This is a genomic window from Frigoribacterium sp. PhB118 (assembly GCF_003751725.1).
Classification (GTDB): Bacteria; Actinomycetota; Actinomycetes; order Actinomycetales; family Microbacteriaceae; genus Frigoribacterium.
Genome location: NZ_RKID01000001.1, coordinates 467,183 through 480,121 on the forward strand (window position 1 = coordinate 467,183; position 12,939 = coordinate 480,121).

Annotated in this window: 10 protein-coding genes; 5 read left to right on the plus strand and 5 right to left on the minus strand. The window is 69.9% G+C overall.

What is annotated here, in order from left to right; translation table 11 throughout:
• Nucleotide 1: 1 nt before the first annotated feature.
• From EDF21_RS02115 to EDF21_RS02125, 3 genes are all read right to left on the minus strand, one after another.
• Nucleotides 2-1,261 carry an RNA polymerase sigma factor gene (locus tag EDF21_RS02115; RefSeq protein ID WP_123570782.1) on the minus strand — a complete coding sequence of 420 codons (1,260 nt, stop codon included), beginning with the start codon at nucleotides 1,259-1,261 and terminating at the stop codon, nucleotides 2-4.
• 240 nt (nucleotides 1,262-1,501) lie between these two features.
• The gene (locus EDF21_RS02120) at nucleotides 1,502-2,857 is read right to left on the minus strand and encodes a nitrate/nitrite transporter (protein WP_123570135.1); all 1,356 of its coding nucleotides are present in this window, start codon (nucleotides 2,855-2,857) and stop codon (nucleotides 1,502-1,504) included.
• An 88-nt stretch (nucleotides 2,858-2,945) separates the two neighbouring features.
• Nucleotides 2,946-3,872 (minus strand): proteasome assembly chaperone family protein, encoded by a 927-nt coding sequence (locus EDF21_RS02125; protein ID WP_056047489.1) that lies wholly within the window; start codon nucleotides 3,870-3,872, stop codon nucleotides 2,946-2,948.
• An 85-nt stretch (nucleotides 3,873-3,957) separates the two neighbouring features.
• Here EDF21_RS02125 and EDF21_RS02130 point away from each other — a divergent pair, with 85 nt between their 5' ends.
• The 3 genes from EDF21_RS02130 to sucB all read left to right on the plus strand — a co-directional run bounded on the left by EDF21_RS02130 (nucleotide 3,958) and on the right by sucB (nucleotide 8,588).
• Nucleotides 3,958-5,436, plus strand: coding sequence for a leucyl aminopeptidase (locus EDF21_RS02130; RefSeq protein WP_123570136.1), 1,479 nt, complete (start codon nucleotides 3,958-3,960; stop codon nucleotides 5,434-5,436).
• A gap of 174 nt (nucleotides 5,437-5,610) precedes the next feature.
• Complete coding sequence (gene lpdA, locus EDF21_RS02135) at nucleotides 5,611-6,984, plus strand: dihydrolipoyl dehydrogenase (protein WP_123570137.1); 1,374 nt, start codon at nucleotides 5,611-5,613, stop codon at nucleotides 6,982-6,984.
• Between the two features lie 89 nt (nucleotides 6,985-7,073).
• Entirely contained in the window at nucleotides 7,074-8,588 is a 1,515-nt protein-coding gene (gene sucB / locus EDF21_RS02140) for a 2-oxoglutarate dehydrogenase, E2 component, dihydrolipoamide succinyltransferase (RefSeq protein ID WP_123570138.1), read from the plus strand.
• A gap of 27 nt (nucleotides 8,589-8,615) precedes the next feature.
• On the opposite strand, the gene EDF21_RS02145 is transcribed toward sucB, so the two are convergent.
• Entirely contained in the window at nucleotides 8,616-10,001 is a 1,386-nt protein-coding gene (locus EDF21_RS02145) for a hypothetical protein (RefSeq protein ID WP_123570139.1), read from the minus strand.
• Nucleotides 10,002-10,123: 122 nt separating this feature from the next.
• Here EDF21_RS02145 and EDF21_RS02150 point away from each other — a divergent pair, with 122 nt between their 5' ends.
• Nucleotides 10,124-10,846 (plus strand): DUF4191 domain-containing protein, encoded by a 723-nt coding sequence (locus EDF21_RS02150; RefSeq protein ID WP_056045492.1) that lies wholly within the window; start codon nucleotides 10,124-10,126, stop codon nucleotides 10,844-10,846.
• A gap of 84 nt (nucleotides 10,847-10,930) precedes the next feature.
• Here EDF21_RS02150 and EDF21_RS02155 read toward each other — a convergent pair whose 3' ends face one another.
• The gene (locus EDF21_RS02155) at nucleotides 10,931-11,374 is read right to left on the minus strand and encodes an RDD family protein (protein ID WP_123570140.1); all 444 of its coding nucleotides are present in this window, start codon (nucleotides 11,372-11,374) and stop codon (nucleotides 10,931-10,933) included.
• A gap of 138 nt (nucleotides 11,375-11,512) precedes the next feature.
• On the opposite strand from EDF21_RS02155, the gene glnA reads away from it, so the two are divergent.
• A complete protein-coding gene (gene glnA, locus EDF21_RS02160; RefSeq protein ID WP_043592663.1) occupies nucleotides 11,513-12,937 on the plus strand; it encodes a type I glutamate--ammonia ligase in 1,425 nt (474 codons plus the stop codon).
• Nucleotides 12,938-12,939 lie beyond the last annotated feature (2 nt).

Below are 12,939 nucleotides of genomic sequence, written 5' to 3' on the forward strand. Positions count from 1 at the left end.
CCTACTCGAGGTAGTCGCGGAGCGACTGTGAACGCGACGGGTGGCGGAGCTTCGCCATCGTCTTGGACTCGATCTGGCGGATGCGCTCGCGCGTCACGCCGAACGTGTCACCGATCTGGTCGAGGGTTTTCGGCATGCCGTCACCGAGCCCGAAGCGCATGCGGATGACACCGGCCTCGCGCTCGGACAGGCTGTCGAGCAGCGATTCGAGCTGTTTCTGCAGCATCGTGAACCCGACGGCGTCGGCTGGCACGACGGCCTCGGTGTCCTCGATGAGGTCGCCGAACTCGCTGTCGCCGTCCTCACCCAGGGGCGTGTGGAGCGAGATGGGCTCGCGGCCGTACTTCTGGACCTCGACGACCTTCTCGGGCGTCATGTCGAGTTCACGCGAGAGCTCTTCGGGCGTGGGCTCGCGTCCCAGGTCTTGCAGCATCTGACGCTGGACACGGGCGAGCTTGTTGATGACCTCGACCATGTGCACCGGGATGCGGATGGTGCGAGCCTGGTCCGCCATGGCCCGCGTGATGGCCTGACGGATCCACCAGGTGGCGTAGGTGGAGAACTTGAAGCCCTTGGTGTAGTCGAACTTTTCGACGGCGCGGATCAGGCCGAGGTTTCCCTCTTGGATCAGGTCGAGGAACTGCATGCCACGGCCCGTGTAACGCTTGGCGAGGCTGACCACGAGTCGGAGGTTGGCACCGAGCAGGTGGCTCTTGGCCCGCTGACCGTCGCGCGACACCCAGCGCAGCTCACGCTCGAGCTCGCGGCTCAGGCCGGTGCTGTTCGCGAGCTTGTCGTCGGCGAAGAGACCCGCCTCGATCCGCATGGCGAGCTCGACCTCTTCGGCCGCGTTCAACAGGGCGACCTTGCCGATCTGCTTCAGGTAGTCCTTGACGGGGTCGGCCGTCGCACCCGTGATCGTCGTCGAGTAGACGGGCATCTCGTCGTCGTCGTCCTGCGAGATGACGAGCGCGCCGGTGGGGAGGATCTCGGGGACGGGCTTGGCGCCCTCGCCGTCCGCGTCGTCGGCGGCAGCCGGGTCGACCGCGGCCTCGGCGTCGACCTCGTCGTCGGCGGGTTCGGCTGCGGCGGCCTTCTTGGCCGCGGCGGTCTTGGCCGGAGCCTTCGTCGCCGCCTTCTTGGCGGGAGCCCTCTTGGCCGGCGCCTTCTTGGCGGGAGGAGCCATGGTCTCGGCCTCGACGGCCGTGTCGTCGGTCACGGCCTCGTCGGGGGCCGTGGTCGCCTTGCTTCGTGTAGCCATGCGAACACCTTTCAGTTCTCGGTACGTTCCGGACCGGACGCGATCGTCGCGTTCACGTGCGCCGGTGGGGACGTCGACCGGCACTGGGCGTCGGCCGAATTCGGGCAGTACTAGGACCCATGTCAAGTCCTCGATCGAATGCGCGTCGACGACGTCGACGCGGTAACTCGATCGATGGACATGAACGGGTCCGTATCCCATTATTGCACGTCCGACCGGTGCCGAGCGACAAGGGCGACCTCAGGCGGTCTGTCCCCTCCGGGCCCGGGTGCGTGCGGCATGCCATCTCTTGTTGAGGGCAACCCAGAGCGGCGCCACCTCTATTCCTTCCTCCAGCCGCAGGCCCCGGCGGGTGCGCCGACGCTCGACGAGCAGAGCCACCACGCCACCGCCGATCACCACGTACTGCACGAGCAGCGCGATGCGGAACGACTCGAACGCGAAGAGGTCGCTCGGCTGGCCCGAGGCGATGCGGGCGGCATCGAGTCGATCGAGCACGACGCCGATGAGGAACATCATCACGAAGCTCGCCAGGAAGCCACCGACGTTGACCACCCCGTTGGCCACGCCGAGGCTGCGAAGCGGGTTGAAGGTCCGCGCGAAGTCGAAGCCGATCAGGGAACCGGGCCCGCCCACTCCGAGCACGACCACGAGCACGTAGGCGAGCCAGTGCGGGGGTATCCCCGGCCACGCGAGCAGCGTCGTCCAGACCACGGCCAGCACCGTGACGATGCCGAGGACCAGGTTGGAGCGTCGCATCGGGTACCGGGCGACCAGCACCCCGAGGACCGGCCCCGCCACGACACCGGACAGCACGAGGAGGGAGAGCATGCCCGAGGCCTCGGCGGTCGTGAAGCCCAGACCGCCCACCAACAGGGGGACGCCCCACAGCAGGCTGAAGACCGTGCCCGACGACTGCGTCACGAAGTGCGACCAGAACCCCAGCCGGGTCCCGGGACGCCGGACGCTCTGTCCGAGCTGTCGCCCCGCGTCGGCCCAACTGACGACCGTCTCGGAGCGGACGCGACCGGTCGGCGACTCCTTGACGACCATGAGCACCACCACGGCGGCCACGACCGACAACGCCCCCGCGCTGAGGAAGGCGGGGCCCCACCCCGCCCCGTGCAGGACGATCGACAGCGGCACGGCCGACAGCACCTGACCCAGTTGTCCGACGTTGCCGGTCCACTGCGACACCTGCGGCAGGATCGGACCACGGAACCACGAGGGCAGCAGACGGATCACCGAGATGAAGGTCATCGCGTCGCCGGCGCCGACGAGCACGCGGCCCACGACGGCCACGCCGATCGTCGGGGGCGAGAGCGCCACGACCAGCTGGCCCGCCGCCAGCATGACGGCCCCTGCGACGATGAGCCTCTTGGGCCCCACCCGGTCGAGCAGGACGCCGACCGGGATCTGCAGCCCGGCGTAGACGACAAGTTGGACGACGGCCAGGGTCGACAGGGTGGAGGCGGAGACGCCGAAGAGCTGCTGGGCCTCGACGCCCGAGACGCCAAGTGACGACCGCTGCAGGACGGCGACGACGTAGGCGAAGACGGCGGCGCCCCAGACGAGCCAGGCGCGTGCGGAGTTCACCCCGTGACCCTAGCCGACCGGGCGCCGGACGCCGGCCCGCGCCTCCTGCGTCCGCGGATCGGAACGGACCCGGGAGGTGCGGTGCCGGTCAGGCGCGGTCGTCGCCCTCGCCGTCGACCCGCCGGGTGGCGAGGAACTTCTCGAGTTCGGCCGCCAGTGCGTCGGCCGTGGGCACCTGGCCGTCCTGGTCGGTCAGCGGCGACGGCAGCGGGTTTCCCTGCATGTAGGTGTCGTGACGTTCCTCGAGCGTGGCGACCAGCCGGGAGAGCTCGTGGTTGCCGGCGACCTGCTCGTCCACCTTGACCATGAAGTCCCGACCCTCTTCGCGGAGGCGGTCGGTCGGGAAGATCAGACCCGTCGCGGCACTGATGCTCGACAGCGCCGCCACGGCGGCGTCGGGGAACTCGGTGTCGGCGAGGTAGTGCGGGACGAGCAGGACGAAGCCCGCCGTCGGGTGACCCGTCTCGCCGAGCCGGTGTTCGACGAGGTGCAGAGCGTTGGCGGGGGCCTGGGTCACGGGCTTCCAGACGGACATCGCCTCGACCAGGTCGGACCGGTTGCCGCTGACCGTCACGCCGATGGGACGGGTGTGGGGCACGGGCATCGGGATCGAGTGCACCCAGGTCGTGGTCGAGACGCGGTAGCGCTCGACGAGCTGCACGACGGCCGCGGTGAAGCGCTGCCACTGGAAGTCGGGTTCGAAGCCCGCCAGGAGGAGGAACCGCTGACCGAGGTCGTCGTGGACGAGGTAGAGGGAGAGGGTCGACGGCTCGATCTCGGAGATGTGGTCCTGGTCGAACGTGAAGGTCGGGCGACGGGCCCGGTAGTCGAGGAGCTCGTCGGCGTCGAACGTCGCCACGAGGGTGTGGTCGAGGGTGTCGAGGACGTACTCCGCGAGCTGGCTCACCGCCGAGCCCGCGTCGGCGAACCCGGTGAGTCCGGCGACGAGCGGGAGGCCCTCGGGCACGCCGTCGGCGTCGGGGGTGAAGTCGTAGAGAGCTGCGGGGTCGTGCATGGTCTCCATGCTAGGCACCGGTCGTCGCCAGGAGGGCCCGCGACCACGTGCCGAGAGCGAACACCACGGTGGATACGATGGATGGATGACCGTCGCCACCCTCTCCGTCCTGCCGTCCGATCCGATCACCGCCGAGGCCGACGTCCTCGTCGTCGGAGTGGTGAAGGGGGCCGACGGTCCCGAGCCGACCCTCGAGGTCCCGGGGCTCGCCGAGTCCTTCGCCGCCCTCGGTGTCACGGGCGCCCGGGACGAACTCGTCAAGGTCCCCGCGTCCGGCGTCACCGCCACCCTCGTGGCGCTGGTCGGCTTGGGCGACACCGTCACGACCGAGAGCCTCCGCTACGCCGCCGGCTCGGCCGTCCGTCAGCTCACGGCCGTCGACCGGGTCGTCCTGGCCTTGCCCGTGGGCGACGCCGCCGACGCACTGGCCGCCCTCGAGGGCGCCGCGATCGCCTCGTACGAGTTCGACGCGTTCCGGCACTCCTCGGCGTCCGACACCCGTCGACACGCTCGCGACATCGCCCTCGCGACGGCCACGGAGGTCCAGGAGTCCGTCCTCGGCCGTGCCGCCGTGGTGGCCGAGGCGGTGCACACCGTCCGTGACCTCGCCACGACTCCCCCGCAGCAGATGTACCCCCAGGCACTCGCCGACTTCGCCGTCGCGCACGCGTCGGACGACGCCCTCTCGGTGACCGTGCTCGACGAGGACGGCCTCCGTGACGGCGGGTACGGGGGCATCCTCGGCGTCGGTCAGGGCTCGAGCCGCGGTCCCCGACTCGTCAAGGTCGAGTACTCCCCCGCCGGAGCCGCCAAGCACCTCGCCCTGGTCGGCAAGGGCATCACGTACGACACGGGCGGGTTGTCCCTCAAGCCCGCCGGGAGCATGCTCGGCATGAAGGACGACATGACCGGGGCCGCCACGGTCCTCGCCGTGACGGTGGCCGTGGCCAAGCTGCGGCTCCCCGTGCGGCTGACCGCCTGGCTCTGCATCGCCGAGAACATGCCGAGCGGCACGGCGATCCGACCCGACGACGTCCTCACCATCAAGGGCGGCACGACCGTCGAGGTGACGAACACCGACGCCGAGGGCCGCCTGGTCATGGCGGACGGGTTGGTCGCGGCGAGCGACGAGCAGCCCGACGCCATCGTCGACGTGGCCACCCTCACGGGTGCCCAGGTCGTCGCCCTGGGCATGCGCTACGTCGGCGTCATGGGCAACGACGACCTCGCGTCCGAGATCGTGTCGCTCGCCGACACGGCCGGCGAGACCTTCTGGCGCATGCCGCTGGCCTCCGAACTCCGCGCGCGCCTGAACTCCGACGTGGCCGACCTCGTGAACGCGACCCCGGGCAACACGGCCGCAGGCATGCTGCTCGCCGGCGTCTTCCTCAACGAGTTCGTCGGCTCGCGGGAGGGCACGACGACGCCGATCCCCTGGGCCCACCTCGACATCGCCGGTCCGTCCAACAACAAGGGCGGCGGATACGGCTACACGGCCAAGGGCTCGACGGGCGTGACCGTCCGTACCCTGATCGAGCTGGCCGACAAGTTTTCTGCTGCGTAGTAGGGTCGAGGGGGCGGGAGAAACCCGCTGAGATCGGTCCCCCGAGAGCATCCTCCGACGCGCGTCACGACGACGCCGCCGAACGGTGCGGTCGGTTCGGGGACGGGCGTCGTCGCCACCGCGACGGCCCCGCCTCGGCGTCGGGGCACCGCGGACGCACGAGGGAGTTGCTGGGTGTCGGAACAGAATTTTGACCTGGTGGTGCTCGGTGGCGGGAGCGGCGGATACGCCGCAGCGCTGCGAGCGAGCGAGTTGGGCCTGAGCGTCGCACTCGTCGAGAAGGACAAGGTCGGGGGCACGTGCCTCCACCGAGGCTGCATCCCCACCAAGGCGCTGTTGCACTCGGCCGAGGTGGCCGACGTGTCGCGCGAATCCGCCAAGTACGGCGTCAACACCGATTTCCACGGCATCGACATCGCCGCCGTGACCTCGTACCGCGAGGGCATCGTCGCCAGCAAGTACAAGGGTCTCCAGGGGCTCGTCAAGGCACGTGGCATCACGACCGTCGAGGGTGAGGGCAAGCTCACGTCGCCCTCGACCGTCCAGGTCGGCGAGACCACGCTCAAGGCCAAGAACATCGTGCTCGCGACGGGTTCGTACTCGCGGAGCCTCCCCGGTCTCGAGATCGGCGGCAAGGTCATCACCAGTGAGCACGCCCTCGCGCTCGACCACGTGCCGAACAAGGTCGTCATCCTCGGCGGTGGCGTCATCGGCGTCGAGTTCGCCAGCGTCTGGAAGAGCTTCGGCGTCGACGTGACCATCGTCGAGGCCCTGCCGCACCTCGTCCCCAACGAGGAGGAGTCGATCTCGAAGCAGTTCGAGCGCGCGTTCCGCAAGCGCGGCATCGCCTTCTCGCTGGGCGTCCGGTTCCAGGGAGTCGAGCAGAACGACGACGGCGTCGTCGTCACCCTCGAGGACGGCAAGACGTTCGACGCCGACCTCATGCTCGTCGCCGTCGGCCGTGGCCCGTCGACCGCCGGTCTCGGCTACGAAGAGGTCGGCATCACGATGGACCGCGGTTTCGTCCTGACGAACGAACGTCTCGCGACGAACGTGCCCGGCGTCTACGCCCTGGGCGACATCGTGCCCGGCCTGCAGCTCGCGCACCGCAGCTTCCAGCACGGCATCTTCGTCGCGGAAGAGATCGCCGGCCTCAAGCCGCAGGTGATCTCCGACGTGAACATCCCCAAGGTCACCTACTCCGACCCCGAAGTCGCTTCGGTCGGCCTGACCGAGGTCAAGGCCGCCGACCAGTACGGCGCCGACAAGGTCACCAGCTACGACTACAACCTCGCGGGCAACGGCAAGAGCCACATCATCGGGACCAGCGGCTCGGTCAAGGTGGTCCGCGTCGTCGACGGTCCCGTCGTGGGCGTGCACATGATCGGCGCCCGTGTCGGCGAACTGATCGGTGAGGCACAGCTCGCCGTCAACTGGGAGGCCTACCCGGAGGACGTCGCTCCCCTGATCCACGCGCACCCCACGCAGAACGAAGCCCTCGGCGAAGCCATGCTGGCCCTCGCGGGCAAACCGCTGCACGCGATGTAGATCCCTGGCACCATCGCTCCTGCTCAGCAGGGGCCCGCACCACCACCACAGCAACCACAGACACACATGTCGTCAAAGGAGCCCCACAGATGAGCGAATCCGTCAACCTCCCGGCACTCGGAGAGAGTGTCACCGAGGGTACGGTCACCCGCTGGTTGAAGAACGTCGGTGATCGCGTCGAGGTCGACGAGCCGCTGCTCGAAGTCTCGACCGACAAGGTCGACACCGAGATCCCTTCGCCTGTCGCCGGCGTGATCGAGGAGATCCTCGTCGCCGAGGACGAGACCGTCGAGGTGGGCACGGCCCTCGTCCGCATCGGAGACGGCAGCGCCTCCGAGTCGCCGGCGGACGAACCGGAAGCCGCCGCAGAACCGGAGCAGGCACCCCCGGCACCCGCCGAGCCGGAGGCCGAGGAGCCCGAGCTCCCGTCGTCCGCGGCCCCTGCCCCGGGTGAGGACTCCGCCGCCAGCGCGCCCGAGCCCGCCCCCGCGGTGGACCCCGCGCCCGCCGCCCAGCAGGACGGCGCACAGCAGGACGACGCACAGCAGGACGCCGCCGGCCAGCAGCCGGCCGCCGCACAGCCCCAGGCCGCCCGGCCCAGCAGCGAGCAGCCGGCCCCGTCGGCACCGACGCCGTCGCCCGCCATGGGATCGTCCGAGACGTCGGCACCCGCCACGCCGGCCCCGAGCAGCGGTGCGCCGGTCGGTTACGTCACCCCGCTCGTCCGCAAGCTGGCGAACGAGAAGGGTGTCGACATCTCGACCCTGACCGGCAGTGGCGTCGGCGGTCGCATCCGCAAGGAGGACGTCCTCGCCGCCGCCGAAGCCGCCGCGACCTCGACGACCTCGGCGCCGGCCTCCTCCGGTCCCGCCCCGATCGAGGTGTCGCCGTTGCGCGGCACGACCGTTCCGATGTCGCGCCTCCGCAAGGTCGTCGCCGAGCGTGCGGTCCAGTCGATGCAGGCCATGGCCCAACTCACCAGCGTGGTCGAGGTCGACGTCACCAAGGTCGCGGCCTTCCGGGACGCCAACAAGGGTGCCTTCCTCGAGAAGACCGGCAACAAGCTGTCCTTCCTGCCGTTCTTCACCCTGGCGGCCGCCGAGGCGCTCAAGGCGCACCCGAAGCTGAACGCCACCGTCGACGGTGACTCGATCGTCTACCCCGACCACGAGCACGTGGCCATGGCGGTCGACACGGAGCGCGGCCTGCTGACGCCGGTCATCAAGAACGCCTCGGACCTCGACCTCGCGGGCATCGCCGGCCAGATCGCCGACCTCGCGCAGCGCACGCGTGACAACAAGTTGAAGCCCGACGAGCTGGCCGGTGGCACTTTCACCGTCACCAACACGGGATCGCGCGGCGCCCTGTTCGACACCCCCGTGGTCTTCCTTCCGCAGGTGGCCATCCTCGGCACCGGCATCGTCGTCAAGCGCCCCGTGGTCATCAAGGCAGACGGTTCGGAGTCCATCGCCATCCGGTCCATGGTCTACCTGGCCCTGTCGTACGACCACCGCATCGTCGACGGCGCCGACGCGGCGCGCTTCCTGGTCGCCGTCAAGGAGCGCCTCGAGGGCGGGGACTTCACGTCCAAGCTCGGCATCTGACGCCCCTCGCGTGAGGCCCGACCGGCCTCAGCGATCGACGATCACGTCGCGAAGCCGCCAACCGGCCTCGGTCCTCATCACGAGGACCGAGGCCGTTTCGCCGTGCGGGCCCGTCGCCTCGAGCAACGCCGTCCCCCCGGTTCGTGACACTCGTCCCGTGAGCTCGAGAGGGACCATTGCCGCCGCGGCGAGCGAGGGGTCGTCGAGCACGTCGGCGTCCCGGAGGGCGATGGGCGAACCGGGTTGATCGACGGCGTCGAGACAACTCGGCGTGGCGTCGCGCAGGCACGTCAGCCGTGCCTGCAGGAGCACCTCGGCAGCTGCACCGGCATCGTCACCCCCCACCAGGGCTTCGACCTCGCCGGGCGTCACCGCCCCGCCCGTCCGAGCGGGTGCCGGCGTGCGGGTGTCCGCGGAGTCGCCGGACGGGCTCACCGGCGCCGACGACTCGGACCCGGGCGCGAACGGACCCACCCCGTCGGCCGGTCCGTCCTGACGTGGACCGTCATCACGTGCCGAGGCGGCCGCTCCGAGGACGAGAGCCACCCCGGCGACGACGACTCCTGCGGCCGCGAGCAGTCGGTATCGCCGACGGACGGCTCGCAGGGCGTCGACCAGCCGCCGTGGGCGGAGGTCGGCCACGCCCGCGATCACCCGGTCGATCGCCTCCGACTCGGGCAGGAGTGCGAGCCAGCCCGGCATGACCGGTTCGTCCTCGGCGACCGACTCGACGCGATCGCCCCCGGGGACCTCGTCGCCGTCGACCACGGCGTCGACACTCGAGAGCGGGACCGCTTCGCCGAGGTCGAAGACCGATTCGACGAGGGACTCGAAGCTCGTCGAGTCCAGGACCGGCGCCGAGGATCGCGAGGCCGGTCGCACCGCCCGCTCGACCAGGGCCCGGGCGAACTCGGCCGCCACGGGCAGCGACGTGCGCTCGGCGTCCGGCCCCGCATCCGACCCCGCGTCCACAGGATGGACGCCGACCAGGACGGGTGCCCCGCGGGCGTCGATCTCGACGTCGTCGACGTCCAGGGCACGGACGGCCGTGCCCCGACGGGCCAGATGCTGGACCGCGCCGAGCACGGGGACGACGAGGGTGATGACCTCCCCGGTCTCGGGTCGACCGCGGGCGGCCAGCCACGAGGCGAGTGGGTCGCCGCCGACGTCCGCGAAGACGAGCACGACCTCGCCGGACGGGTCCGTCACCACGTCGACGAGGGTGGCGACGTGGGCGTGGTCCGCCCGGGAGAAGGCGACCGCCTCGGCGACGGGAGAGCGCCCGGTCGGACGCGACCCGCGCCTCCTGAGCACGACGCGTGAGCCGTCGGGTGCCTCGGCGATGATGCGCTCCACCCCGCCGTCGAGGCGCCGGGAGAGCACGCGGTAGGGGCCGATCGACTCGTTCGTCATGAGGCGATGGTGTCGTCCGGTGGTCGTCGGCGCCCTCGCGCCGGGGAGCCCTGTCGACCGGCGACGGACCGGAGTCCCTGGGGAGGATTCGTCGGGACCGCCAACCCCGTATCCTGGTGCACATGGCTCGACGCACGTCTCCCGAGAACACGTCCCCGAAACCGCCGAAGGAACCCGGCCGTTTCAAGCAGATGTGGCAGGTCTTCCAGATGACCCGCCGCGTAGACAAGACGGCGCTGCCGATGATGCTGCTGGCGTTCTTCGTGCCCGTGCTGCTCGGCGTGGCCGCGGCGCTGCTGCTCACGGGTGGCAACGTGCTCGCGCTGGTGCTCTACATCGTCGTCGGCGTCATGCTCGGGTTCCTGCTGCTGCTGATCGTGCTGGGTCGTAAGGCCGAGCGCGCGGCCTACTCGCAGATCGAGGGGCAGCCGGGTGCCGTCGGTGCCGTCATGAAGAGCGGCCTGCGTCGTGCGTGGCGTGCCGCCGAGATGCCCGTCGCCGTCCAGGGGCGCAGTCAGGCCGCGGTGTACCGCGCGGTCGGCCGGCCGGGCGTGGTGCTCATCGCCGAGGGCGGCGCCGGCCAGACCCGCCGACTCGTCGACGAAGAGCGTCGCAAGGTCACGCGCATCCTGCCGAACGTGCCGGTCCACGTGCTGAACGTCGGCCCCGATGCCGACTCCGTGCCCCTCCACAAGCTCGCCGGACGCATGAACAAGCTCAAGTCGTCCATCAACCGCAACGAGGTGCTGGCCGTCAGCAACCGCCTCCAGTCCCTCGGCCAGAACGGCCTGCCCATCCCCAAGGGCGTCGACCCCTTCAAGGTGCGGTCGGGCCGTCCGCGCTGACCCGGCGACCCCCGCCTCGACGTGACGTGACGACGGCGCCCCTCCGACCAGGAGGGGCGCCGTCGTGCGTGCGGGACGGGTGCCTCAGACGCGGACGAGCAGCGTCCCGGCGACGCGATCGTGCAGCCCGCGCTGGTCGAGGTCCCAGACGACGGCCGGGATGACGAGCACGAGCAGCACCGACCGCAGGACCGGCCGGCCGACGCCGATGCGACCGCCCGCCATCGGCACGAGGCGCATGCCCAGGGCGAGGTGCCCCAGGGTGCCGCCGAAGAGCACCAGGAACAGGATCTGCATCAGCAGGAAGACCCCGGTGATGGCCAGGCCCTCACCGCCGAAGAAGAGTGCGGCGACGGCGTAGGCGATCGCCCAGTCGACGGCGAGCCCCGCCACGCGCCGTCCGAGTCGGGCTACGGAGCGCGGCCCCTTCTCGGGCAGCCCGAGACGCTCGCCCGGCCAGCGTTGCGCGCCGTCGTCGGGGCCGCCCACGGAGGCGGGACGAGAAGGAGGCGCGGTGCGATCGGGCATGCATCGAGCCTACCGAGGGGCCGAGCCGTAACATGCCCGAAACATCAGGGACACCGCAGCGAAACGGCCCCTCCGTAGCCTCGACGGAGGCTGCGTCCCGCATCCGATCCGTTCCAAGCCCATTGGAGAGACATCTAGATGTTCACTGATTCTTCCGAGGTGCTGAAGTTCATCAAGGACACCGACGTCAAGTTCCTTGACATCCGCTTCACCGATCTTCCCGGTGTCCAGCAGCACTTCAACATCCCCGCCTCCACGGTCGACGAGGAGTTCTTCTCCGTCGGACAGCTCTTCGACGGGTCCTCCATCCGGGGCTTCGCCTCGATCCACGAGTCGGACATGCAGCTCATCCCCGACGTCACGACCGGGTACGTCGACCCGTTCCGCGCCGAGCGCACGCTCGTCCTCGTCTTCGACATCTTCAACCCGCGCAACGGCGAGCTGTACAGCCGTGACCCGCGTCAGGTCGCCAAGAAGGCCGAGAAGTACCTCGCGTCGACCGGCATCGCCGACACCGCCTTCTTCGCCCCCGAGGCGGAGTTCTACATCTTCGACGACGTCCGCTACGAGGTGAAGCAGAACGCCAGCTTCTACAGCGTCGACTCCGAAGAGGGCGCCTGGAACACCGGCCGCGTCGAAGAGGGCGGCAACCTCGCCAACAAGACGGCGTACAAGGGCGGCTATTTCCCCGTCAGCCCCGTCGACAAGACGGCCGACCTGCGCGACGACATCAGCCTCAAGCTGATCGACTCGGGTCTGGAGCTCGAGCGTGCGCACCACGAGGTGGGCACCGGCGGCCAGCAGGAGATCAACTACAAGTTCGACACGATGGTCCACGCCGCGGACGACATCCTCAAGTTCAAGTACATCGTCAAGAACACCGCCGAGCAGTGGGGCAAGGTCGCGACCTTCATGCCGAAGCCCCTCTTCGGCGACAACGGCTCGGGCATGCACACCCACCAGTCGCTCTGGAACGACGGCAAGCCGCTGTTCTACGACGAGAACGGCTACGGCGGCCTGTCCGACCTCGCCCGCTGGTACATCGGTGGCCTGCTCAAGCACGCTCCCGCCGTCCTCGCCTTCACGAACCCGTCGATCAACTCGTACCACCGTCTGATCCCGGGCTTCGAGGCCCCCGTGAACCTGGTGTACTCGGCCGGCAACCGTTCGGCGGCCATCCGCATCCCGATCACCGGCACGAACCCGAAGGCCAAGCGCATCGAGTTCCGCGTCCCCGACGCCGCCTCGAACCCGTACCTGGCGTTCGCCGCGCAGCTGATGGCCGGCCTCGACGGCATCCAGAACCGCATCGAGCCGCACGAGCCGGTCGACAAGGACCTCTACGAGCTGCCGCCCGAGGAGGCGAAGAACATCCCGCAGGTGCCCGCGTCGCTCGAGGGTGCGCTCGACGCGCTCGAGGCCGACCACGAGTTCCTGACCAAGGGCAACGTGTTCACCGAGGACCTCATCGAGACCTGGATCGCCTACAAGCGCGAGAAGGAGATCCTGCCCATGGCGCAGCGTCCTCACCCCTTCGAGTTCGAGCTGTACTTCGGCGTCTGACG